This is a genomic window from Exiguobacterium sp. s83 (assembly GCF_018617095.1).
Lineage (GTDB): Bacteria > Bacillota > Bacilli > Exiguobacteriales > Exiguobacteriaceae > Exiguobacterium > Exiguobacterium profundum.
In genome coordinates this window covers 555,866-578,736 of the sequence record NZ_JACSJP010000001.1, presented here as the reverse complement: position 1 = coordinate 578,736, position 22,871 = coordinate 555,866, and the positions used below count along the sequence as shown (strand labels likewise).

The window sequence follows — 22,871 nt, the reverse complement described above, 5'->3', positions numbered from 1 at the left end:
TCATTCTACGTCATCAGACAATTGTTCGAGCTGTTCTTCGAGCAATTGGCGATCATCGAGATCGACCACCAATGCAAGCGATTGCTCGACCACACGTCGCGCATCTTGTCTACGACCTTCCTCTATCAACAGTGTAGCCCATTCCGTTACAAATGACACGTCCTCTTTCATCATCGGCTCAATTGAGGCATACAGACTGACCGCTTCCTCATACGCTTCGAGCTCATATTTCGCCTTCGCCTTGTACCATGTCATGAGCGGCGACGTCGTATGATCTTCGAGTGCATCGATGGTTTCGAGAACGTCATCGAATTCTCCTGCTTCAAATAAAATCGACAAGAGCAATTCGGTCGCTTGTAACGATTCTGGATTTAACACGAGCGCCTCACGCAGTTCTTTAATGGCACCGTCCCGATTTCCGAGTTTGAGAAGCAGCCTTGCTTTGACGTGCCGCAGTTCATCATTATAATCGTCGCGCGTGATGCCTTGATCGACGATCTCGATGGCCTCTTCCGTTTGCCCGATTGCATCGAGTGCCTCGGTATAAGGCAAGTAGAGCGACGTGAAGTCTGGGTCCATCGCCTGAAGCTCTTTGAACTGCTTGATCGCAACTTCCTCACGTCCGATCCGATGAGCCGTCATCGCATGACCGAAGACGGTGTTCAAATCGCGATGTGTGGCCCGCGCGTATTCCTCGAGCGCCTCTTCAAACGATCCGACCATCGTGAGGGCCTCCGCGTAATCCGCTTGATAGTCGATTTCAGCCGGCAACTTCATCTTCGGAAGACGCGCATAAAGTGGAATGGCTTGTTCAAATGAACCGGTCGAGGCATACAATTCAGCCAATCCATAGATGAGTAAAGGTTCATCCGGATTTTTCTCGAGCGCCTCCATCAGTTTCTTCACTGCCACTTCATCCAATCCTTGCGATTGATACAGGTCAGCGAGGAGGACGAGGCTCCTCACTTGCGTATCTGCGTCATCCGATTTGATTTTTTCAAGCACGGCAATCGCTTCCTCTTCACGGTCACTATCTAAATACGCTTCCGCCAGCGATAAGGCGACATTCGGGTCTCCCTCATAGTCGACGTATAGCTTTGAGAGAACAGCTGTCGCCCGGTCGGCAAGACCTAACTCTAAATAGAGGTCGGCGATGGCTAAACGGTCATCATCCGACCCTTCCTTCTCAAGTTCTTCTAGATGCATGAGTGCATGTTCCGTCTCACCTGACTCAAGCATCTCGATTATATGTGTTAAAGCTGATTCATCTAGCATGGTTCGTCCTCCTGGGCTTCGGTTTGTCGTTATTCTATCTTACGTTGAACCCGTTGTAAATCTTCACGGAATCGAGGATAGCTGACATCGGATGCCTCGATCCCCTCGATGTGAACGGCTTCATCGGTCACGAGTGACGCAATCTGTAACATCATGGACAAGCGATGGTCTCCGTAAGTCGAGACATCCCCTCCGTGAAGGCGACTCGGCTGGACGATGAATCCGTCCTCGGTGCCGACGATGTCCACACCTAATTTGCGTAGTTCTGAGACGACCACCTCAATCCGGTCGGTTTCTTTCACGCGCAGTTCCGCTGCATCTTTTACGATGGACGGTGAATTCGCCTGAGAGGCGACGAGAGCGAACAGGGGTAATTCATCAATCTGTGAAGGAATGAAATCCTTTTCGACGACCGTGCCGGATAACTCACTCGTCGTGACCGTCACGTCCCCGACTCGTTCTTCACCGACCAATCGTTCGTTCGAAATGACGACATTCGCGCCCATCCGTTCGAGCGTACGTAAAAATCCGATCCGCGTCTCATTCAAACAGACGTCCGTCGTCGTAACCGAACTATTTGCCACCATGGCCGCCCCTGCCCAGAAAAATGCAGCCGATGACGGGTCTGCCGGTACGTCGACCGTACATCCGGTCAATGTCGAGGGTTCGACACGGATGACGCGTAACCCTTCTTCGTTTACAATCGACAGCTTCGCACCGAATAGGGGCAACATGCGCTCGGTATGGTCTCGTGACAACATCGGTTCTCGAACAACCGTCGTACCCGAGGCACGTAAGCCGGCGAGTAGGACGGCCGACTTCACTTGGGCGCTCGCGACCGGTAACGTATAGTCAATCGATCGAAGCCCCGTCCCTTCGATGACGAGAGGCGCCATATCCCCGGTCACATTTGCACCCATGTTTCGTAAAGGCTTGGTAACGCGGCGCATCGGACGTCTAGATAACGATTCATCGCCTACGAGCTCAAACGACCCGTTATAGCCGGACAAGAGACCGATCAGAAGGCGCATCGTCGTACCTGAATTCCCACAGTCAAGCCGTGCCGAGCGCGGAGACTCGATGCCTTTAATGACTAGTTCGTCTTGCTGTTCTGTCACATCGGCTCCAAGTGATCGAATCGCCTCGATTGTCGAACGACAATCGGCACCGAGGAGCGGATTCCGCACGTGCGTCGTCCCGTTCGCCATCATCCCGAATAATAATGCCCGATGTGTGATGGATTTATCACTCGGTACACGGATAGAACCGTTTAAACTCATCGTTCCCACCATCCTTTCATCTGTTCAAACGTCTGTTGAAGATGTTCTAGCTGTACCGACTCAACGGTGATCGTTTCACGAAGTAACACAAAACGAATTGCACCGTGACGGTTCTTTTTATCCCGAATCATTTTTTCCACGTAGCGGTCGAATGGTTGCCAATCGATCGGCGTGACGTCATTTGAACGCATCCAATCGAACAACTGCATCGCTCGAACTTCATCTCCAGACACGAGAAAAGCGAACACCATCCCATGTAAAACCGCTTCCCCATGTGGGATCCGATAGGCTTCCACCGACTCAAGGGCATGACCGAACGTATGCCCAAAGTTGAGCCAAGCACGAATGCCCTGTTCTCGCTCGTCCTTCTCGACAATGGCTTGTTTCACTCGAATCCCACGAGCAAGCCACGACACCCAATCCAATGGTTCGTTCTCGTTCAAGTCTAAAAACAAGTCGTCCTCGAAAGAGGATTCGAGGACGTAACGTGATAAGTACGCATGTTTCAATAACTCACCGAGACCGCTTCGCACTTCCTGGACGGACAAGGTGTTCAGTCGAGTGACGTTGTAATAAACGCCTGATGGCTGATAGAACGAACCAATCGCATTTTTCGCAAGGGGGTGATTGACTGCCACTTTGCCTCCGACAGCCGAATCGTGAGCCAAAATCGTCGTCGGCACTTGTATGTATGGAACGCCTCGCATGTAGACACTTGCTAAAAAGCCAGCCAAGTCGCCAATCATCCCACCACCAAAGGCGACAATCAACGTCTGGCGGTCACATCCATGGCGCAATCCTTCTGCGACAAGCTGCTCGAGCTGAGATAGCGATTTCGACGCATCACCCGCTTCGACGACGGACGAGACGACGTGAGGATGGGTCAGTTTCAATGTAGAACGGAACGACTCTCCGTAAAGAGACTCGACATGTTTATCCGTAACGACCCATAGCATCGAATACCTTGACCAATCAACCGAATCGATCCAACGATCCTGATTGTCCAAGACGACGTCGTATGGGGTCGATGCTGAGATTGGAATCGTTACCATACTCGTAACTCCTCCCGATACTTATCGACTCGATGTTTGATTCGTTCCATCGTGTCGTGCCCGAACGTCTCACACATTTCCTTCGCGATTTCAAATGCGATGACTGCCTCAACGACGAGGGAAGCGGCAGGCACGGCGCACGAGTCACTCCGCTCGATTTGAGCCAAAAATGCCTCTTTCGTATCAATATCGACCGATTGTAAGGGTTTATAGAGGGTCGGAATGGGCTTCATGACGGCTGAACAAAGGATCGGCATCCCCGTTGTCATGCCCCCTTCAAATCCACCGAGGTGGTTACTCAGTCGCGTATATCCATCATCCCCGTATTCGATCGGGTCCATCACTTCAGAACCCGGACGATACGCCATTTCGAACCCTTCACCGAATTCAACACCTTTAAACGCGTTGACACTCATGACCGCTTGTGCGATTTTCGCATCCAGTTTACGGTCATACTGCACATATGATCCAAGTCCCGGTACAACACCATGTACTTCTGTACACACGATCCCACCGATCGAGTCTCCATTTGCCTTGGCCTCATCGATGCGATGCATCATTCGCAACGCGGCCGCTTCATCTAACGTACGCACCGGTGACGCATCGACGACTGCTTGTGCTTCTTGAAGCGAATCGAATGCACGCGACTCCGCACGTTCCCCACCAATCACTTTGACATAACTAAAGAGGGACACCCCGACTTGTTGAAGGAGTTGCTTACAGAAAGCTCCGACCGCGACACGAGCCGCTGTTTCCCTTGCGCTCGAGCGCTCCAATACATCACGTAAGTCTCGATGGTCATACTTCATCCCACCGACCAGGTCAGCATGTCCAGGTCTCGGCCGAGAGACGCGGCGCTTCACTTCGATGTCGCTTTCAATCGGTTCCGCCTGCATGACGTGTTTCCAATGCGTATGGTCTTTATTCTCAATCCAAAAAGTGATGGGTGCACCCGTGGTCACGCCATGCCGTATTCCCGAACGAACTTCTACTTGGTCTGACTCGATTTGCATGCGGCGCCCTCTACCGTAACCAGATTGACGTTTTTTTAACTCCGCATTGATTTGCGCAATATCGATCGCGAGTCCGGCTGGGGCCCCTTCAATGATGACCGTCAGACCGGGACCATGTGATTCACCAGCTGTCAAATAACGCATCCGATCACCTCATCCATCTATTTTTTCATAAAAGAAACTTTGCTTCATTGCGTAGCCATAACGCTTCGGTTGGAAAATTTGTTCCGTTCCACCGACAAATAGCATCCCACCTGGACGTAACGCCCGTTGGAATGACGTATATACCTTCTCTTTCGCTTCTTCAGTGAAGTAGATCAAGACATTTCGACAGACGATCAAATCAAAGTTACGTTCGTACACATCCGCTAACAAGTTATGCTTCTTAAATGTCACGAGTTGCTTGATCTCATCTGAAATATAATAGTCGTCGCCACGACGGGTAAAGTAGCGCTTCTGAAACTCCTCCGGCAAATCGATGAGCGCCCGCTCATGGTACTTTCCTTGCTTCGCTTTTTCGATGACGACATCATCTAAGTCCGTGGCCATGATTGAAAATTGAGATGGGGCCAGATGTTTCGACAACAACATGGCAAGTGAGTATGGCTCTTCTCCTGTTGAACAGGCAGCACTCCATACGCGAAGCTTCCCTTGACTCGAGCGAATCAGATGCGGGAGGATGTCCTCTTCAAGCTGTTGCCAACGAATCGGGTTGCGATAAAATTCACTCACATTGATTGTCATCCGGTCGAGAAACTCCTCGTAAAGTTGACGATCTGTATCCATCGCCTTCAAATACTCCAAAAACGATGCATACCCCTTCTTTTCGCGTAGTGCGACCATACGGCGCTTCATCTGCGCCTCTTTATATAAGTTCAAGTCAATACCCGACTTGATATAAAACTTTTTTACAAAGATGGCATAATCATTCATCACCAATTTCAACCTCAATTCTTTCTCATTTCCGCATTCTTCTGATCTCAGGCAACTCAAAGGGAATCAAAAAGGGACAGGTTTCCCCGTCCCTCGAAAAGTCATGAAACGTGTGAAGCCACTTCAGCGAACCAAAGTGAGAGTTCACGTTCCGCGCTGTCCACACTATCAGAACCATGAATCACGTTTTGTGACATCGTCGATGCAAAATCGCCGCGAATCGTTCCTGGTTGAGCATCCACTGGCTTCGTCTTCCCGATCATTAAACGAGAGACGGCCACGATGTCTTCCCCTTCCCATTCCATCGCAACAACAGGACCAGAAGTCAAAAACTCAACCAATTCACCAAAGAACGGCTTTTCTTTATGCTCTGCGTAGTGTGCCTCTGCGACCTCAACTGACGGTGTCACCATTTCGAGACGGTTCAACGTATATCCTTTGTTTTCGAAGCGTGAGATGATTTCCCCAATCAATCCACGTTTTACCCCATCAGGTTTAACCATTAAAAATGTCTTTTCCATTCCCCAAATCCCCCTAAGTCTATAAATGTGTACGATGTACGTATTTAGTGTACACGGTCCGACACATTTTTGAAAGGGGTTACATGGGCATTCACCATTTGCGTTTCCCAATATATTGCGCAATTTCAATTAACGATCGCTTGTCCGGAACATCCGGCAACCCGTCTAGTCGGCGGATGGCACGGTTGACGTAACGATCAATCGTCCGTTGACTGCGTTCTAACGTTCCGTTTCGTTGCACTTCCCGGACGAGAGATTTCGTCACTTCCACATCCGTCGAGGCGTTCACTTGACGGAGACGTTCATAAAAGTCAGGGTCCTCAGATGAATACAGGAGCGGTAACGTTTTATGACCGTGCTTCAAATCTTCCCCGACCGGCTTACCGAGTTGAAAACTCTTAGCGGTAAAATCGAGCAAGTCATCCGTCATTTGAAAAGCCATGCCGATATCATATCCAAACAGACTTAATTGCCTCACGATTTGTGGAGACGCTCCAGAGATGACAGCTCCTGCCGCACAACTCGTTTCAATCAACAGAGCGGTCTTTCGCGCAATCCGATCTAAATAGCGCTTCGGTGATTGCCCCCACTCAAATTGATCTTGGATTTGATTGATTTCACCGACACAGATTCGTTCCATCGTATCTGCCATGATGCGCATCACTTCTGGTGAATCAATTTCGGATACGAGACGAATCGCTTCTCCGAATAACGTATTCCCTGTATACATCGCTACTGTTTCATCATATCGTTCCATCACGGTCGGTTTGCCACGACGGAGCATCGCGTCATCGATGACATCGTCATGCACGAGTGATGCCATATGAATCAACTCAAGACTTGAGGCAACTTTCGTCAAACGGATATCTTTCGTCTCACCGAACCCGGCGCTCAGTAAAACGAAGGCGGGTCGGATGCGCTTGCCACCGGCATCGAGTAATTGGCGCGATGCCGATTCAATGACAGGGTGGTCCGTCCTGACTCGAGTAGATAAGAATTGATCGATTTGATCAATCTCTCGGTTCATATGACGATAAAGTCGCTTCAAAGACATGGTTCACCACTTCTTTCCTAGATGCATGGCACATGCACCTCCGGAGAATGTCTTCACTTCGACTTGTTCAAACCCGGCATCTTCGAACATCCGCTTGAGCGTCAAACGGTCTGGGAACTGATCGGTCGACTCCTGCAACCACTTATACTGATCGTATGAACCGGCAAAGACCTTACCGAAAAGCGGCATGACCGTTCCAAAGTAGAAACGATACAACTCTTTAAAAAGCGGTGCTGTCGGTTGGCTCGTTTCAAGACAAACGACCGTCCCACCTGGTTTCAAGACACGGTGCATTTCACGCAAGACCGTCATGTAGTCTGGAACGTTTCGGAGTCCAAATCCGATTGTGACATAGTCAAAGGAGTTGTCACCAAACGGAAGAGCCATCGCATTTCCATGAAGCAATTCGATGTTCGGCCAAGATTTGACCTTTTCCTCTCCCACTTTTAACATGTTCTCTGAAAAATCGAGTCCTTTCACAACACCCGTGTTTCCAGCAGCATCTGCCAATTGAATCGTCCAGTCAGCCGTCCCGCAACAAACGTCTAAACATTTAGCCCCCGGAAAGACGTTCATTTTTTTCATCGTTGTCCGTCGCCACCATTTATGAAGTCGGAAGCTGATTATCGAGTTCATCGTATCGTAGCTCGGAGAAATGGACTGAAATACTTCGTATACTTTTTGCTCTTTTTCTATCGGTTGCAACGCGTAACATCCTTTCCGTTCTAAGCGACCGCATGCGCGAGCAACGTCGTGAGTTGCTCTTTTTGGTCTTGTCTAAGCGCTGTCGCTTTCTTTTCAATCATTCGTTTCCCGCTCGTTGTCAAATAAGGTTGTTCAATCAGTTCGGAAAGTGTTTGAATCAATCCGACGTTCGCTTCGAGCCAAACGTTCATTGAAACGTTCTTCTCAAGCAATAAGGTGCACTTCGCCGCATTGACCCGCTGTACAGACTGACCGAATCGATCACTGTATGATGATGGAAAGTCCGTCAAGATTTTATAAAACTGAGCCGATGCAAAGTCTCCGGCGAGCACTTTTAATTGGCGTGCCAAAGACCCGTTCGGGCTGCTGTTCACTTGGTCGTGTAAATCAAGCGCTTGATGTGCGAAATAGGTTGCCATCACGAGTTGTCGATGCTCAATCGATTCCAAATCAATCATCTCGACCATCCAACGAAGCAATAACATGTCGACGGCTGGTACAACCTCGTGTTTCGTCAAATAGGGATGATTCATACGTGTTTCGATTTGACGAGCAAGGTCTGTGACAACGAATTCATTTGTCAACTGTTCCATGCTATCCCCCCTCGTCCACTTCATTGTCATTCTGACATAGTATAGCACATTTTTGTCACATTCACGTCATTCGAACTCGCAAACCCAACAAAAAAAGCCGCCTTTCGGCGACTTATGTATTGCAGATTACTTGACCGCATCCTTGAGCGCTTTACCTGCTTTAAATGCAGGAACTTTGCTCGCTGGGATTTCGATATCTTCTTTTGTACGTGGGTTACGACCTTTACGGGCAGCACGCTCACGAACTTCAAAAGTACCAAAACCGATCAATTGAATTTTCTCACCGTTTTGGAGTGCTTCAGTGATTGATTCAAACGTAGCTTCTACGATTTTCGTTGCTTCTTTTTTAGAAACATCGGCTTTCTCAGTAACAGCTTGGATCAATTCAGTTTTGTTCATCACGATTCACCTCCTCTCACAGGGAGTTTACGGGATTAATCATATCGTACAAACGTTGATATGACAACATTTTTTGCATGATTTCGCGACATTCACTATCAAAACAGGTTCAGTTGTTTAAAAACACGACCTCTCCTTGTTCATCAATTGTGTATCCTTGCGAATAAGCTGGGGCGAATGGAGCATCTTTATAGAGCAAATAACGAATGTCTTCGCCTATTTCCGGCGACTCATCCGTCTTTTGAAGCGCTTCCTTCACATCTTCTCGATAGTCTACAAACAGTTGTCCCGTGCCATCCACATAGATTGGAAGTTCACGGTCCGAATAGGGACTTGGAATGAACGGCTCTTCCGTGACAAAGATTTTATCATAATCGAGCGTGAACTGATTCTTACCTAATGATCCGTCAAATGGGAACTTGCCTTCTTTTGCCCGAAACGCGTTGATGTTCGTTTGAAGTTGCTGCAACCGCTCAGACACACGCAAGTCAATCAACTTCACAGTCGGTTCCGTCTCCACATCGACGAGGATATATTGGAACAACCCGCCACCTTCGAAACTATTCGCCGGTGGGTCCGCTAAATAACCGGGCACGAGACGAGCGAATTCAACTGGGTAACGCTCCATGAGAGGCGTTTCCGCCGGTTTTGTTTTGATTGGTAATACCCCAGATTGCTCACGATAGGCATCGACCGCACTTTGTACCGTATTCAATTGGTCTTCATACGGGATATTGTTGGCCCGTTCTGAATCAGGAAACATACATCCAGCTAACAGTGTCGTCAAAATCAAACTGATAGCGACAATCTTTTTTTTCATCACGTTTATCCTCCAGTCGGTCCTGAGACGACGACAAAAATCATGATAACAGTCCCAAATAAGAAAATGATGAAGGCAATCAGTCTGACGAGCGTGGCGAACCAACCGCTCAGTTTTGTATGACTGAGTGCGACCATTAATGCAGCGATGGCGAAAGCCCCGATCCCTGCGAATGATATCCACATTTTGATGAGTGACGGTGTCACGTCTATCCCCCTACTTTCTCTATGTTCTCCAGAATTCAAGTTTAGCAAAAAAAAGCGAGGAACTGAACGAAAACGTCAGCTCCTCTCTCAATCTGTCTATTCTTCAAAATGGAAAACTTGTTCCATCTCGTGTTTTTGCGGGCGTCTCATCAATTTCTTCACTTCATCATGAGGGCTTTTCCCTTCAAACAACACGTTATAGAGCGCCTCTGTGATCGGCATCTCCACACCTGCCTCTTTCGCAAGGGAGTGGGCCGCTTCACAGGCGCGGACGCCCTCGACGACCATTCCCATGTTTCCGAGAACGTCTTCTAACTTTTCACCACGCCCGATGGCATTACCGGCTCGCCAGTTACGGCTATGTTGTGACGTCGCTGTCACAATCAAGTCTCCGATTCCTGTCAATCCTGAGAACGAGGCCGGGTTCGCTCCAAGCTTCACGCCAAGTCGCGCAATTTCTACAATCCCACGAGTCATGAGGGCAGCTTTCGCATTATCCCCATAACCGAGTCCATCCGTCATACCTGCCGCTAGAGCGATGATATTTTTCAGTGCTCCGCCGTATTCGGCCCCAACGACGTCAGAATTCAAGTACACGCGGAACTGATCGTTTGTGAGGAGTTCCTGCACTTCATCCGCGACATCAAGGTCAGCACATGCAATCGTGATGGTCGTCGGTTTCCGGACCGCAACCTCTTCAGCATGAGTCGGTCCTGTCAATACACCGATTGCCCGACGTTTAGCCGGTTCGATTTCTTCGGCGATGATTTCTGAAAGACGCTTATGCGTTTTCGGTTCAATCCCCTTCGCGGCATGAACGATGGTGACAGGTTCCGTCAACAAGGTGTTCAATTCCTTTGAGACAGGACGAATCGCCGAACTCGGGACGACGAGAAAAACGATACTCCGACCGTCTAACGCCTCTTTCAAGTTCGTCGTCGCACGAATGGATTCAGGTAATGGCGCGTCTTTCAAATAAAACGAGTTCGTATGTGACGAGTTGATTTCATCCACATGTTCTTGTTCACGTCCATAGAGCAGGACATCATGGCCATTATCTGCTAACACGAGCGAGATGGCCGTTCCCCAGCTCCCTGCTCCGATGACAGCTACGTTTGCCATAAGTGGCACCCCCGTTATTAGTTTTTCTGACGAGCCACGATGTGAATCGGTGTCCCGGTGAAGTCAAATGCTTTACGGATTTGATTCTCTAAATAACGTTTATACGAAAAATGCAACAACTCAGGATCGTTGACGAACAAGACGAACGTCGGCGGCTCGATGGCCACTTGAGTTGCGTAGTTGATCTTCAATCGTTGTCCTTTATCCGTCGGTGTCGGGTTCATCGCAACCGCATCGACGATGACATCGTTCAACACGCTCGTCGAGATTCGACGGCGATGTGTTTCAGCCACTTGTTTGATGACAGGCAACAATGTCTGTAAGCGTTTTGACGTGAGCGCTGATAAGAAGACAACCGGCGCATAGTCGAGGAATAAGAATTCTTGACGAATCTTCTCTTCCATCTTCTTCATCGTCTTATCATCTTTTTCAACGGCATCCCATTTATTGACGACGATGACAATCGCCTTCCCGGCTTCATGCGCGAGACCAGCGACACGCTTGTCTTGCTCGATGATTCCTTCTTCCCCGTCGAGGACGACGAGAACCACGTTTGAGCGTTCAATCGCCTTTTGTGCGCGCATGACACTGTAGCGCTCTGTTGATTCATATACTTTCCCGCGTTTACGCATACCTGCCGTATCGATGATGACATACTCTTGTCCGTCACGTGTGAACGGTGTATCAATCGCATCACGAGTCGTACCCGCAATGTTTGAAACGATGACGCGCTCTTCACCAAGGATTGAGTTCGTCAAGCTTGATTTCCCGACGTTCGGGCGACCGATCAACGAGAACTGAATCACGTCTTCGTTGTATTCGTACTCGTCTTTTTCTGGAGCGAGTGCAAATACTTGGTCGAGTAAGTCACCGAGTCCTAACCCGTGTGTACCCGAAATTGGGAACGGATCTCCAAATCCGAGAGAATAAAACTCATACATGAGATCTCGCATTTCAAAGTTATCCACTTTGTTCACGGCAAGGACGATTGGTTTGTTCGAACGGAACAACAAGTTCGCGACTTCTTCATCAGCCGCCGTGATCCCTTCACGTCCATTCACCATGAAGATGATGACGTCCGCTTCATCGATTGCAAGTTCCGCCTGATGACGCATTTGAACGAGCAACGGCTCGTCCCCTACTTCGATCCCACCTGTATCGATTAAATGGAACTTACGGTTGAGCCACTCTCCTGTGCCGTAAATACGGTCACGTGTGACACCCGGTTTATCATCGACGATCGAGACACGATCACCGATGATACGGTTAAAAATTGTGGATTTTCCGATATTCGGACGGCCAACGATGGCCACTACTGGAATTCCCATAACAACACCTCACTAACTTTCTATCAAAATTTCATCATTTCATCATTTCGAAACGCAACTTACCTATCATATCACAGGCAAAATTAAGTGACCATACAAAAAGAAGCGGGAGCATGACTCCCGCTTGAACGATCATCTTATTTAGAGTCGTCCGAAGAATCATCACCTGTCAATTCCGAGACAGAGAATCCTCCTTGGTCGCTATATTCATCAAGCAACGCTTGATCATCATCTTGACGAGTCGGTTCAGATGATTCGAGCGCACGCATCGACAATGAGATTTTCTTATCATCGAGATGAACATCTAGCACTTTCACCTTCACTTCTTGGCCTTCTGACAAGACTTCAGACGGCGTCGCGATGTGACGGTTCGCAATTTGCGAGATGTGAAGCAAACCTTCCACTTGTGGTGCGACCTCGACGAACGCACCAAACGTCACGAGGCGTTTGACGGTTCCTTCGATGACATCCCCCGGTTGGATCTTCCCTTCGATGGTTTCCCATGGACCAGGTTGTGTCTCTTTGATGGAAAGTTTTACTTTTTCATTATCTAAGTCGAGCCCGAGTACTTTCACTTTCACGCGGTCGCCTTCAGTTACGACGTCGCTCGGCTTCTCCACACGGCTATGGGCCATTTCCGAGATGTGAACGAGACCGTCCACGCCACCGATATCGACGAACGCACCGAAATCAGTCAATCGTTGGACCGTTCCTTCAATTACTTGTCCGACTTCAAGCGATTCGAGCGTTTCCGATTTCTTCGCGCTCATCTCTTCTTCGACAACTGCTTTATGTGACAAGATGACGCGGTTTTTTTCGCGGTCAATCTCGACGACTTTTACGGTAATTGGGTTATTCAAGTATGACGAGAAGTCTTCGACGAAGTGACTTTCGACAAGGGATGCAGGGATAAATCCACGGATTCCAATATCGACGACAAGACCACCTTTGACCTTATCTTTCACCATCACTTCAAACACTTCACCCGATTCGAATTTTTCAACGATCCGATCCCATGCTGCTTCGGCATCGACGTCTTTTTTCGAAACGACTACTTCTTCGTCCGTGACCTTTTTCACTTTGACACGAATCTCGTCGTTCACTTGGAGTGATTCGTTTAAATCGTCTAGATGCATGCTTGATACTTCGCTAATTGGCAAAATCGCTTCGGTCTTATAACCGATATCGATCAGCGCTTGCTTATCCTCGATTTTGACGACTGTTCCGGTCACAATTTGACCACGATTAATTTCAAAATCAGGCATATCTTTCATTTCTTCGACCATTCCAACACTACCCCCTCACGATGAGTACAAAAAGGAGCGCCAAAGGCGCTTACACCTAGTATAAATCTCTTATAATTCCGAGAATTTGTCAAGGCGTTATGAAGATTGTACCTCTATTGAAAGAAGTTTAAACCTCAATTCCACAATCCGTTTTTCACTTCGTGAATGAGTGCTTCAAGTAGAGGTCGGCAATCGTATCCATGATCAAGTCGGCCGCTTCTTGTGCACTCGCCTTGCGTGCTTTCAGTTCTGACAAGTCGATCGGCTTCCCGATGACGACACGGAGTTTTGCGCGAAATTTATACTTTCCAATGATGGCGATCGGTAAAATGTGCGCATCCGAACGCATCGCGAAGAATCCGACACCGGCTTGCGCTTTCCCGAGCGTACCGTCTTTTGAACGCGTTCCTTCAGGAAATATAGAGATGACTTCATCCTCTTTCAACTTTTGAAGTACGACACGAAGCGCTTGTCGGTCACCTTCTCCACGAGATACTGGAATTTGACCCGCCCGATTCAAGATGTGCTTCAGTACCGGGACACTAAAAAGTTCTTTCTTCGCAAAAAAGCGAAGGGGACGCTGCTTTGGAATCGCACAGGCGAGTAATACCGGATCCCAATTTGACTGATGGTTCGAACAGACGAGAATCGACCCGTCCATCGGAACGTTCTCCCGTCCGATGAATTCGACCCGAAACGATGCTCGTTGAATGACGTTCACGACAGCTCTCGCTAATCGATACATGCCGAACGGTCCATTGTTCAATGGCTTACTCATGCTTTCACCTCTTCAATTAATCGTTCAATCGCTTGAACCACTCCGTCAATGGATAACGTCGTCGTATCGAGGAAATGGGCATCCTCTGCTTGACGTAAAGGTGCCACCTCACGTTCAGAATCGCGTTTGTCACGAAGCGCAATCTCTTCGATCAGTTGTTCATAGTCGCTCGGGATGCCTTTCGAGACATTTTCTTCATGGCGACGACGGGCACGTTCTTCGACCGAAGCGGTCATGAACACTTTTAAATCGGCATTTGGTAAGACATGTGTCCCGATATCACGGCCGTCCATGACGACACCGCCTTCTTTAGCCAAATCACGTTGAAGGTCCATCAAAGCATCACGCACTTCAGGTTGACGTGCGACGAAACTGACGTTATTCGTCACTTCGCTTGAGCGAATGACAGATGTCACCTCTTCCTCTCCGTCAAAAACGCGTTGTCCCTCTTCAGACGGGACGAGACGAAGTGACATGTTCTCGATCATCTGAGCAAGTGCAGGTCCGTCCTCGAGCGCAATCCCTTCATTCAAGGCGCGATACGTCACGGCCCGATAGATTGCACCTGTATCGATGTACACATACCCTAATTGTTTCGCAAGCGACTTGGCAATCGTACTTTTCCCGGCACCCGCCGGTCCATCTAAAGCAATTTGTAATGATTTTTTCATACAAAACGGGTATCGAGTGTTCCCGATACCCTCCTCCTCTCGGTCAATAATCCCGAGAACATCATAACAGTTTTTTATCTTGAAGAAAATACAGACCCTGTCCGCTTTCGCGCTTCAAGCTGAACACGGAAGCAGTATCGCAAAATCGTCTCTTGGTCACGAGGGGTCAAATCTTCGAATGCCAAAGAGAGTTCTTGCTTCACTTCCTGCTTATGTACGCGAACAAGGCGGCTCTTAAGACGGAAGTTCTGGGGCGAGCCATGCTCATCCTCAATTCGAAACACGACAATCAGGGACTCATCTACTTCGATTGGAGCGCGGTTGGCGATGATTTTCATCCCCCCAGCAGATATGTCAAGAGATGTCGTTTCGAACGATTCGAAACTTTCCCCATCGGCTGCAAGAACGGTCACTTCAATCATTTCTGGAACACGTAAATATTCACGACGCTGAATCCGTTTGATTTTTTTCTCGTCTGGCAAATTGAACGCATAGCGTAATGTCATTTGGGCATCGCTGATCCGCTTCACGACTTTCGTGTCGAATGCGAACAGCTGATTGTCTCCTTGGAAGAAAAAGACCCGCATGGCCTCCTCTTCATGTAAAAAAAATGTTTTGAGCGTCGTCATGTCACTCGGTGACTCAATCCATACGACTTGATCGGTTATTGCTGCAATCTTCGTTTTCCCCTCTGCACGCCCTTCCACTTCGATTCTCAATTCTTGACCTTCTTTTAACATACTGACTCTTCCCCTTTATTTAAATTGTCGACGATTGGACAAGTTGGCCGCTCGCACGAGTAAAAGTGCCACGGTCCATAAAATGACGATATAAAGCACGGCAGGAAGCTTTTGATTCGGTTCGAGTATCAAAATAAAATCAAACGTTCCATGGATGACCGTCGCAGAAAAGATTGCCATGAACAGCCAGAGCCGTTCGCGTGCCGAATGCTTCGCTCGCCCCAAACAGTACCCCATCACGACAGCGAACAAAGCGTGACCGCTCACAGGCAGGATCGCTCGCCAAATCGCAATTTCTAATGAATCGTACACCCATAAGTATAAAAAATTCTCTAAAGTCGCAAAGCCTAATGAGCAGGCGACCGCGTAGAGAATCCCGTCGTAGTAATCATCAAAGACTTTATGTATATATATTGTATAATAAATCATAAACCATTTAAAAAACTCTTCAAGCAGGGCAGTGGCGACATACGCCTGCCAAAACGGTCCAGTAAGCACTCCCTCTTCAACGAACGCATATTGGATAAACATGATCGGGAACACGAGAACGGCTCCGGCCACGAAAGAACGAATCACATATCCGAGCGGTTCCGCCTCCAACTCATGGCGTAGATAGAAGTAGGAAAGAAGGGCGAGCCCAGGTGCAACCGCAGACAAGGCGATTGCGATCATGATGCATCTCTCCTTTCTCTCCCTAGCATACACTGAATTGTCTGAAAGAAAAAGTAGAGAACGCCTAGAAAATGGAAATCTTCATAAAAATAATTAGGAGGACACTTATGAATCATTTATTACTGATCCACACCGGCGGTACTATCGCCATGTCACAATCCGGCACAGGACACGTCGAACCGAGCGATGTCAATCCAATCGACGCCACCCTTCCGAAAGCGACGGATATTGCTCACATTACAACAAAGCACTTTTCAAATATCCCGTCACCTCACATGACTCCAGAGAAGATGCTTGAATTGGCACAGTTCATCCAACGTGAACTGACACAAGACACGTATGACGGGGTCGTCATCACGCACGGTACCGATACATTAGAAGAGACGGCTTACTTCTTACAAATCACGCTCGGTGCGCCTGTCCCAATCGTGTTGACAGGTGCGATGCGGTCCTCGAACGAGGTCGGTTCGGACGGGGAATTTAATTTAATCACAGCGCTTCGCGTCGCCAAGAGCGAAGCGGCTCGTGGAAAAGGCGTGCTTGTCGTTTTCAACGGTGAGATCCATTCGGCATTTAACGTGACCAAAACGCACACATCTTCAGTCGACACATTCAAGTCTGTACACTTCGGTAACGTGGGTATGGTCACAAAGGACCACGTACTCATCTATAGCCAACCGGCGACGAGACAGCCGAAAATGATTTCGTCCATTTCAAAACGTGTAGCCGTATTGAAAGTCGTCGCAGGCATGGAACCGGATTTACTCGAATCTGTAATCACGCTTGGATACGACGGACTCGTCCTCGAGGTGTTAGGACAAGGGAATGTTCCGCCGTCCCTCTTATCCGCACTCGAACATTTAGTCAAAGAGATTCCCGTCGTGATCGTCAGCCGTTGCTTCAACGGAATCGTTCAAGATGTTTACGGTTACGATGGGGGTGGCAAACAACTGAAAGAGATGGGTGTCATTTTTTCAAACGGATTGAATTCACAAAAAGCTCGTTTACGACTTCTCGTTGAACTCGAGTCCGGCTCATCCCAGTCAGTCATGGAACATAGTTTTAGCTTCCAGCAATAACCTTGCGCAACTGCGCCCCCTTCCCTACAATGAGCAAAGAGGTGATATTCAGTGAACAAACAAGCAATTATTGTAGGTGCCGGGCCATGTGGCCTCTCGGCCGCCATCGAACTCGAGAAGATTGGAGTCTCTTGTACGGTGATTGAGCGTGGGAACATCGTCGACGCCATCTATCGGTACCCGACGCATCAAACGTTCTTCTCGTCTGCGAGCCTGCTCGAAATCGGAGACATTCCGTTCATATGTAAGGATTTGAAGCCACGTCGTCAAGATGCACTCGTCTATTATCGAGAAGTCGTCACACGTACTGGTTTAAACGTTTACCCGTTCGAAACGGTCGAGTCGGTCGATAAAAAGAATGACCGGTTCGTCGTGACATCGAGACATGAACGACGTGGTGAAACCGTTCGGGAAGCGGACTATGTGATATTGGCAACAGGCTATTATGGTCGCCCTCGTCTGCTTGACGTGCCTGGCGAAACGTTGCCGCACGTCCATCACTATTTCAACGAGGCACATCCTTATTATCGACAACACGTCACGATCATCGGTGGGAAAAATTCCGCTGTCGATGCGGCAATCGAACTCGAAAAGGCCGGTGCCTATGTGACGGTGCTCTATCGAGGTGATTCGTATAGCCCTTCCGTCAAACCATGGGTCCTCCCAAACTTCGACTCACTCGTCCGTCATGAGAAAGTTCGAATGGAGTTTGAGGCGACAATCGAACGCATCACCGATGATGGAGTTTACTACCGTCAACATGGCGAAGAGAAACATGTCTATGCAGATCATGTCTTCGCGATGACCGGTTATCAGCCCGACCACCACCTGTTCGAAAGTGCAGGCATTGCGATCGATGAAGAAAGTGGTATCCCGACGTACGATGAAGAAACGTTTGAAACAAATGTCGAACACCTCTTCATTGCTGGCGTGGTCGCAGCCGGAAACGATGCGAACAAGATCTTCATTGAGAACGGTAGATTCCACGGCAAGGCGATTGCCGAAGCGATCGCAAATCGTATTAACGTATAAAAAAGTTCGGTCAACTTGAGTTGACCGAACTTTTTTTGATTAGACCCACCCACGGAAACGTGAGGCTTCCGCCATTTTGCGTACACCGACCATGTAAGCGGCGAGACGCATATCGACTTTACGGGCCGAAGATGTATTGTATACCGTATTGAACGAGTGAACGAGTACTTTTTCAAGTTTCTCCTCAACTTCTTCTTCCGTCCAATAGTAACCTTGGTTGTTTTGTACCCATTCGAAGTATGACACCGTAACCCCACCACTTGACGCCAACACGTCAGGCACGAGGAGAATTCCACGTTCAGTCAAAATTTTCGTTGCTTCGTTCGTCGTCGGACCGTTGGCCGCCTCGACCACGATCGATGCTTTGATCGCATCCGCATTGTCTTCTGTAATTTGGTTCTCGATCGCAGCCGGAACCAAAATATCACAATCGAGCTCTAACATTTCTTTGTTTGAAATCGTATTTTTAAACAATGTCGAAATCGTACCGAATGAATCGCGACGATCTAACAAGTAAGGGATGTCGAGACCGTTCTCATCATGGATGGCTCCATACGCGTCACTGACTGCAATGACTTTCGCCCCTGCATCGTACATGAATTTAGAAAGGAAACTTCCCGCGTTTCCGAATCCTTGGACGACGACCCGTGCACCTTTCAATTCGATTCCGCGACGGAGTGCCGCTTCACGAATCATGATGGCCACGCCTTTTGCCGTCGCTGTCTCACGACCATGCGATCCACCAAGAACGAGCGGTTTTCCTGTAATGAATCCAGGTGAGTTGAATTCATCGATGCGACTGTATTCATCCATCATCCATGCCATGATTTGTGAGTTTGTGAACACGTCCGGAGCCGGGATATCTTTTGTAGGTCCAACAATTTGACTGATGGCCCGGACGTATCCGCGACTTAAACGTTCGATTTCACGGAAACTCATCTCGCGTGGGTCACAGACGATTCCGCCTTTCCCACCACCGTAAGGCAAGTCGACGATTCCAGCTTTTAAACTCATCCATACTGATAATGCTTTGACTTCTACCTCCGTTACGCTCGGGTGGAACCGAATTCCCCCTTTAGTCGGTCCGACCGCATCATTGTGTTGAGCGCGATAGCCTGTGAAGATCTTCGTTGAGCCATCGTCCATGCGAACAGGGATCCGAACGGTCAGCATGCGAAGCGGTTCTTTTAATAACTCGTACATCTCATCTGGATAGCCGAGTTTATCTAAAGCTTCGTGAATTACCTCTTGTGTCGATTCCAAGATGTTTTTTCGTTTTTGATGACCTTTTTCTTGATCCGTAATCATGAAGGTTTCCTCCCCTAAATTGTCAATTCTCCCCCAAGAATTAACCTCGTATTCGTTTAAAAGTATAGCTGATACGCGTTCAATTTGAAAGGGCTTTTCAAAAATAATGAAAGCGTTTTCTCGATGGATGACGTGATCCAGATGTCTTACTTCGCTACGCGCTCAATTGCGAGCTCGATAAAGCGTTCCAATAGCTCACCGTACGAGATTCCGACTGTCTTTGCACTATCCGGAAACAGGCTAAGCGGCGTCATGCCCGGTAGCGTATTCGTCTCTAAAATGTAGGCTTTGCCTTCTTCTGAAACGAGGAAGTCAGAGCGCGAATATCCTGAACAACCGAGCGCGCGATGCGCCAGGACTGCCGCCTGTTGAACCTCTGATGTCAAATCGTCCGAGATTTCAGCCGGACAGACATGAATCGAACCACCTTCCGTATACTTCGATTCATAGTCGTAAAATTCATTTTTTGGAATGATTTCAATGACAGGAAGAGCCTCTTCTTTCCCGAAGTTCCCGATGACGGGAACTGTCAGCTCTTTCCCTTTGATGTACTGTTCAACAAGTACCGCTGAATCACAAGCAAACGCCTTTTCAATTCCTTCACGTAACATCGCTTCGTCCATGGCAATCGTCAGACCGTTCGACGATCCTTCCTGCGCTGGTTTGACGACACATGGGAATTCCATCCCCCACTCAGCGACTTTTGCATCGATCGATTCCCGTGACTCGATTAAGACGTCACGCGCGACGCGGATCCCGGATGCCGCGAAGATGATCTTCGCTCTCGCCTTGTCCATCGCCAGTGCAGATGCCAAGACACCTGATCCCGTGTAAGGAATCCCAGCCATTTCTAATAACGATTGCACACGACCATCTTCACCATACTTCCCGTGCAACGCACTGACGACGACATCGACGTCCATCGTTAATAACTCGTTTGCACGTTCCGGATGAAAGTCAATGGACGTGACCTCATGACCACGTTCCGTCAACGCTTCTATCATTCCTTGCCCGCTCGTGAGGGATACCTCTCGTTCTCCTGACACTCCACCATATAAAACAGCGACTTTCATTCCAATCTCTCCTTCAACTAACTACTGAAAATTCAAGTCTAATCATAACACGGACATCCTAAAAACAATAGGAACAGAAAAGTAAAAAAAGCCGTACTCATGCGAATGCATCGTACAGCTCTTTCACGGCTTGTTCAGTTTGAATCGTCTTTCCGTATTCCATCATAACGTACGGGCTGACCGTAGTCGTCTTGCCGTACTCGGACAAAATGGCCGCGAGTCGTTCTTCTACCTGCGAAGGAAGCACCTCAACGAAGTGAAGATAGTAACGACCGTTGTAATGATAAAGCGTCCCACCCTGCTCGGTTTCATGTATATGCGGGAACAGACGAATCGAGGCGTTGATCACATCTTCAATGTCATCGAACTGATAAATCAAATGATGGATCACGTCAATCGTCAATCGAATCTCGACCTGTTCGACATCGAGCTCAGCAATCGCTTCACCTTTTTGAACATCGATGACGAGTCCATCGCGAGGAAACATTGTCACATTCAAATCAACCGCTCCTTGCGGTGAAAATCCGTACTCACTTTCTGCTGTTTCAAGAAGTTCTTTCCACAGCTGCTGACCGTTTTCCCCCACGATCGTATCGATGGCGATTCCACGTAACGAGAGCTCATTCGCAGTCACATATACACGAAGATGTTCTTTTGTTTGTTTTTCAAATCTCAATCGAAAACCTCCAGTGAATAGTCAATCCTAATAATAAGCTACTCCCGTTTTCATCCCGTGTCAAATAGTTGATAACCATTTTGTCCACTCTTCAGGAGTGTCGCCAAGAAATGACCCATTGAATCGACCTCTCTCCAGGCTGACCGCATATCCACCTGTACCAATTTTTAAGTCAGGATGCTCGTTTTGAATATAATCCATCGCCTCTAACAAGTTCGGAATATGCTCAGTCAACGTACATGCGAAGATGAGACAAGACGTGTCGATATCATGTAACGCTTTACTCAAATCTTCTTTCGGGAAACCCGCTCCCAAAAAGATGACGTCGTATCCATGTTGACGCAAATAGAGCGTGACAAACAATAATCCGATCTCATGCATCTCCCCAGGTGCACAGACACAAGTGATACGTGGCAGGAAGGGGTTCATCGGCATCTGAAGGGACAGCGTCGAAAGTCGCGCTCGTAAAAATGCCGTGGCGAAATGCTCGTGGGCAATAGTAATCGAGCCATTCTCCCATCGTGAACCGATTTCCATGAGCAGTGGCCCAATCACATCCTTCGTCACTTTTTCAAAACTGAACGTATTAAACGCACGATTGATCAAATCATGAGCTGTCCGTTCATCAAATGAGAGCAACGCATGGAGCAGCCCGTCTTTCAATTCTTCATCATATAGTTTGGCCGTTGTCGGTTCTGGTTCAGGCGCTTGATGAAGTTGTTGAATGGCTTGTGAGACAGAAAGCCCTTCTTTCTGCTTGTTCACGACCCATTTGATTTTTTCAACATCCTGATCTGAATACAGGCGGTGACCGGATTCCGTTCGGCTCGGCACGATAAACTGATAGCGACGTTCCCAAGCGCGAATGGTCGTCGGATTGACGCCTGTCAAGGTCGCCACGGTCTTGATGGAGTATTTCGGCATCTCCGCCCTCCTCTCTTACTCGTTCTTATGATATAAGTATATCCTCAACGCAAGAGGTTTACCCCTTTTATTGTGCAATCGAGAATTTTTTAAGAATAAAAAAAAGATGCGAACTCTGTTCGCACCTAGTTTAAAATATGGCGTGTCGCCCGATATATATGAAAATGAGAATAATCGCTAGCATGGCGAAGGTTAATGTCATCGCCAACGGGCGCTTCATCCAGTTATCATTTAACTTCCTCTTCCGTTCGCCCTCTTGCCTCTCAGCTCGAGACGGCAACGTGTCCGCCAATTGCTCGCGTAAAGAATCCGCCTGATTCCGATGTCGCAA

26 protein-coding genes are annotated in these 22,871 nt (G+C 48.3%); 2 read left to right on the top strand and 24 right to left on the bottom strand.

Going from position 1 to position 22,871, the window contains the following annotated elements; all coding sequences use genetic code 11:
- The 19 genes from KNO73_RS02950 to prsW form a co-directional block, all read right to left on the bottom strand.
- Entirely contained in the window at nt 1–1,275 is a 1,275-nt protein-coding gene (locus KNO73_RS02950; RefSeq protein WP_215112012.1) for a tetratricopeptide repeat protein, read from the bottom strand.
- Nucleotides 1,276–1,304: 29 nt separating this feature from the next.
- Nucleotides 1,305–2,555, bottom strand: coding sequence for a 3-phosphoshikimate 1-carboxyvinyltransferase (gene aroA / locus KNO73_RS02945; RefSeq protein WP_215112011.1), 1,251 nt, complete (start codon nt 2,553–2,555; stop codon nt 1,305–1,307).
- Nucleotides 2,552–3,607, bottom strand: coding sequence for a 3-dehydroquinate synthase (locus KNO73_RS02940; RefSeq protein WP_078146744.1), 1,056 nt, complete (start codon nt 3,605–3,607; stop codon nt 2,552–2,554). Before KNO73_RS02940 ends, aroA begins: the two co-directional genes overlap by 4 nt.
- The gene (gene aroC / locus KNO73_RS02935) at nt 3,601–4,764 is read right to left on the bottom strand and encodes a chorismate synthase (RefSeq protein ID WP_215112010.1); all 1,164 of its coding nucleotides are present in this window, start codon (nt 4,762–4,764) and stop codon (nt 3,601–3,603) included. Before aroC ends, KNO73_RS02940 begins: the two co-directional genes overlap by 7 nt.
- Nucleotides 4,765–4,773: 9 nt before the next feature.
- Entirely contained in the window at nt 4,774–5,553 is a 780-nt protein-coding gene (locus KNO73_RS02930; RefSeq protein ID WP_015881470.1) for a CheR family methyltransferase, read from the bottom strand.
- 101 nt (nt 5,554–5,654) lie between these two features.
- Nucleotides 5,655–6,074, bottom strand: coding sequence for a nucleoside-diphosphate kinase (ndk, locus tag KNO73_RS02925; RefSeq protein WP_015881469.1), 420 nt, complete (start codon nt 6,072–6,074; stop codon nt 5,655–5,657).
- Between the two features lie 91 nt (nt 6,075–6,165).
- Nucleotides 6,166–7,101, bottom strand: coding sequence for a polyprenyl synthetase family protein (locus KNO73_RS02920; protein ID WP_251024828.1), 936 nt, complete (start codon nt 7,099–7,101; stop codon nt 6,166–6,168).
- 30 nt (nt 7,102–7,131) lie between these two features.
- Entirely contained in the window at nt 7,132–7,833 is a 702-nt protein-coding gene (locus KNO73_RS02915) for a demethylmenaquinone methyltransferase (protein ID WP_015881467.1), read from the bottom strand.
- Nucleotides 7,834–7,853: 20 nt separating this feature from the next.
- The gene (locus KNO73_RS02910) at nt 7,854–8,426 is read right to left on the bottom strand and encodes a heptaprenyl diphosphate synthase component 1 (protein ID WP_015881466.1); all 573 of its coding nucleotides are present in this window, start codon (nt 8,424–8,426) and stop codon (nt 7,854–7,856) included.
- Between the two features lie 126 nt (nt 8,427–8,552).
- Entirely contained in the window at nt 8,553–8,825 is a 273-nt protein-coding gene (locus tag KNO73_RS02905) for an HU family DNA-binding protein (RefSeq protein WP_015881465.1), read from the bottom strand.
- Nucleotides 8,826–8,934: 109 nt separating this feature from the next.
- Nucleotides 8,935–9,645 carry a hypothetical protein gene (locus KNO73_RS02900; protein WP_015881464.1) on the bottom strand — a complete coding sequence of 237 codons (711 nt, stop codon included), beginning with the start codon at nt 9,643–9,645 and terminating at the stop codon, nt 8,935–8,937.
- Nucleotides 9,646–9,650: 5 nt separating this feature from the next.
- Nucleotides 9,651–9,851 carry a DUF2768 domain-containing protein gene (locus KNO73_RS02895; RefSeq protein WP_015881463.1) on the bottom strand — a complete coding sequence of 67 codons (201 nt, stop codon included), beginning with the start codon at nt 9,849–9,851 and terminating at the stop codon, nt 9,651–9,653.
- 96 nt (nt 9,852–9,947) lie between these two features.
- A complete protein-coding gene (locus tag KNO73_RS02890) occupies nt 9,948–10,973 on the bottom strand; it encodes an NAD(P)H-dependent glycerol-3-phosphate dehydrogenase (RefSeq protein ID WP_031421751.1) in 1,026 nt (341 codons plus the stop codon).
- A 17-nt stretch (nt 10,974–10,990) separates the two neighbouring features.
- Nucleotides 10,991–12,301, bottom strand: coding sequence for a ribosome biogenesis GTPase Der (gene der, locus KNO73_RS02885; RefSeq protein WP_078146739.1), 1,311 nt, complete (start codon nt 12,299–12,301; stop codon nt 10,991–10,993).
- A gap of 137 nt (nt 12,302–12,438) precedes the next feature.
- On the bottom strand, nt 12,439–13,587 hold the full coding sequence (rpsA, locus tag KNO73_RS02880; protein WP_015881460.1) for a 30S ribosomal protein S1: 1,149 nt from the start codon (nt 13,585–13,587) through the stop codon (nt 12,439–12,441).
- Nucleotides 13,588–13,741: 154 nt separating this feature from the next.
- Nucleotides 13,742–14,365, bottom strand: a complete 624-nt coding sequence (locus KNO73_RS02875; protein WP_015881459.1) for a lysophospholipid acyltransferase family protein — start codon at nt 14,363–14,365, stop codon at nt 13,742–13,744.
- Complete coding sequence (cmk, locus tag KNO73_RS02870; protein ID WP_031421747.1) at nt 14,362–15,036, bottom strand: (d)CMP kinase; 675 nt, start codon at nt 15,034–15,036, stop codon at nt 14,362–14,364. The genes KNO73_RS02875 and cmk overlap by 4 nt, the downstream gene beginning before the upstream one ends.
- A 74-nt stretch (nt 15,037–15,110) precedes the next feature.
- A complete protein-coding gene (locus tag KNO73_RS02865) occupies nt 15,111–15,776 on the bottom strand; it encodes a flagellar brake protein (RefSeq protein ID WP_078146738.1) in 666 nt (221 codons plus the stop codon).
- Nucleotides 15,777–15,791: 15 nt separating this feature from the next.
- Nucleotides 15,792–16,448: a glutamic-type intramembrane protease PrsW gene (prsW, locus tag KNO73_RS02860; protein ID WP_078146737.1), complete on the bottom strand. Its 657-nt coding sequence runs from the start codon at nt 16,446–16,448 to the stop codon at nt 15,792–15,794.
- A 107-nt stretch (nt 16,449–16,555) separates the two neighbouring features.
- Between prsW and KNO73_RS02855 the strand changes: the two genes are divergently transcribed.
- Nucleotides 16,556–17,527 carry an asparaginase gene (locus KNO73_RS02855; protein ID WP_015881455.1) on the top strand — a complete coding sequence of 324 codons (972 nt, stop codon included), beginning with the start codon at nt 16,556–16,558 and terminating at the stop codon, nt 17,525–17,527.
- A gap of 51 nt (nt 17,528–17,578) precedes the next feature.
- Complete coding sequence (locus KNO73_RS02850; protein WP_078146736.1) at nt 17,579–18,559, top strand: YpdA family putative bacillithiol disulfide reductase; 981 nt, start codon at nt 17,579–17,581, stop codon at nt 18,557–18,559.
- A 39-nt stretch (nt 18,560–18,598) separates the two neighbouring features.
- Here the strand turns inward: KNO73_RS02850 and KNO73_RS02845 are convergent, their stop codons facing one another.
- The 5 genes from KNO73_RS02845 to KNO73_RS02825 all read right to left on the bottom strand — a co-directional run bounded on the left by KNO73_RS02845 (nt 18,599) and on the right by KNO73_RS02825 (nt 22,871).
- A complete protein-coding gene (locus KNO73_RS02845; protein WP_015881453.1) occupies nt 18,599–19,867 on the bottom strand; it encodes a Glu/Leu/Phe/Val family dehydrogenase in 1,269 nt (422 codons plus the stop codon).
- Between the two features lie 146 nt (nt 19,868–20,013).
- Entirely contained in the window at nt 20,014–20,940 is a 927-nt protein-coding gene (locus tag KNO73_RS02840) for a D-alanine--D-alanine ligase (protein WP_078146735.1), read from the bottom strand.
- Nucleotides 20,941–21,037: 97 nt separating this feature from the next.
- A complete protein-coding gene (locus KNO73_RS02835) occupies nt 21,038–21,616 on the bottom strand; it encodes an adaptor protein MecA (RefSeq protein WP_015881451.1) in 579 nt (192 codons plus the stop codon).
- A gap of 60 nt (nt 21,617–21,676) precedes the next feature.
- Nucleotides 21,677–22,540, bottom strand: a complete 864-nt coding sequence (locus KNO73_RS02830; RefSeq protein WP_078146734.1) for a MerR family transcriptional regulator — start codon at nt 22,538–22,540, stop codon at nt 21,677–21,679.
- 130 nt (nt 22,541–22,670) lie between these two features.
- On the bottom strand, nt 22,671–22,871 hold the full coding sequence (locus KNO73_RS02825) for a hypothetical protein (protein WP_015881449.1): 201 nt from the start codon (nt 22,869–22,871) through the stop codon (nt 22,671–22,673).

Coding starts and splice junctions, on each gene's coding strand:
- KNO73_RS02855 (WP_015881455.1), top strand. CDS start 16,556: ATGAATCATTTATTACTGATCCACACCGGCGGTACTATCGCCATGTCA.
- KNO73_RS02865 (WP_078146738.1), bottom strand. CDS start 15,776: ATGTTAAAAGAAGGTCAAGAATTGAGAATCGAAGTGGAAGGGCGTGCA.
- KNO73_RS02920 (WP_251024828.1), bottom strand. CDS start 7,101: ATGAACCGAGAGATTGATCAAATCGATCAATTCTTATCTACTCGAGTC.
- KNO73_RS02845 (WP_015881453.1), bottom strand. CDS start 19,867: ATGATTACGGATCAAGAAAAAGGTCATCAAAAACGAAAAAACATCTTG.
- KNO73_RS02840 (WP_078146735.1), bottom strand. CDS start 20,940: ATGAAAGTCGCTGTTTTATATGGTGGAGTGTCAGGAGAACGAGAGGTA.
- KNO73_RS02905 (WP_015881465.1), bottom strand. CDS start 8,825: ATGAACAAAACTGAATTGATCCAAGCTGTTACTGAGAAAGCCGATGTT.
- rpsA (WP_015881460.1), bottom strand. CDS start 13,587: ATGGTCGAAGAAATGAAAGATATGCCTGATTTTGAAATTAATCGTGGT.
- KNO73_RS02910 (WP_015881466.1), bottom strand. CDS start 8,426: ATGGAACAGTTGACAAATGAATTCGTTGTCACAGACCTTGCTCGTCAA.
- KNO73_RS02940 (WP_078146744.1), bottom strand. CDS start 3,607: ATGGTAACGATTCCAATCTCAGCATCGACCCCATACGACGTCGTCTTG.
- aroA (WP_215112011.1), bottom strand. CDS start 2,555: ATGAGTTTAAACGGTTCTATCCGTGTACCGAGTGATAAATCCATCACA.
- aroC (WP_215112010.1), bottom strand. CDS start 4,764: ATGCGTTATTTGACAGCTGGTGAATCACATGGTCCCGGTCTGACGGTC.
- KNO73_RS02890 (WP_031421751.1), bottom strand. CDS start 10,973: ATGGCAAACGTAGCTGTCATCGGAGCAGGGAGCTGGGGAACGGCCATC.
- KNO73_RS02930 (WP_015881470.1), bottom strand. CDS start 5,553: ATGAATGATTATGCCATCTTTGTAAAAAAGTTTTATATCAAGTCGGGT.
- cmk (WP_031421747.1), bottom strand. CDS start 15,036: ATGAAAAAATCATTACAAATTGCTTTAGATGGACCGGCGGGTGCCGGG.
- KNO73_RS02875 (WP_015881459.1), bottom strand. CDS start 14,365: ATGAGTAAGCCATTGAACAATGGACCGTTCGGCATGTATCGATTAGCG.
- KNO73_RS02900 (WP_015881464.1), bottom strand. CDS start 9,645: ATGAAAAAAAAGATTGTCGCTATCAGTTTGATTTTGACGACACTGTTA.
- KNO73_RS02950 (WP_215112012.1), bottom strand. CDS start 1,275: ATGCTAGATGAATCAGCTTTAACACATATAATCGAGATGCTTGAGTCA.
- prsW (WP_078146737.1), bottom strand. CDS start 16,448: ATGATCGCAATCGCCTTGTCTGCGGTTGCACCTGGGCTCGCCCTTCTT.
- ndk (WP_015881469.1), bottom strand. CDS start 6,074: ATGGAAAAGACATTTTTAATGGTTAAACCTGATGGGGTAAAACGTGGA.
- der (WP_078146739.1), bottom strand. CDS start 12,301: ATGGGAATTCCAGTAGTGGCCATCGTTGGCCGTCCGAATATCGGAAAA.
- KNO73_RS02830 (WP_078146734.1), bottom strand. CDS start 22,540: ATGCCGAAATACTCCATCAAGACCGTGGCGACCTTGACAGGCGTCAAT.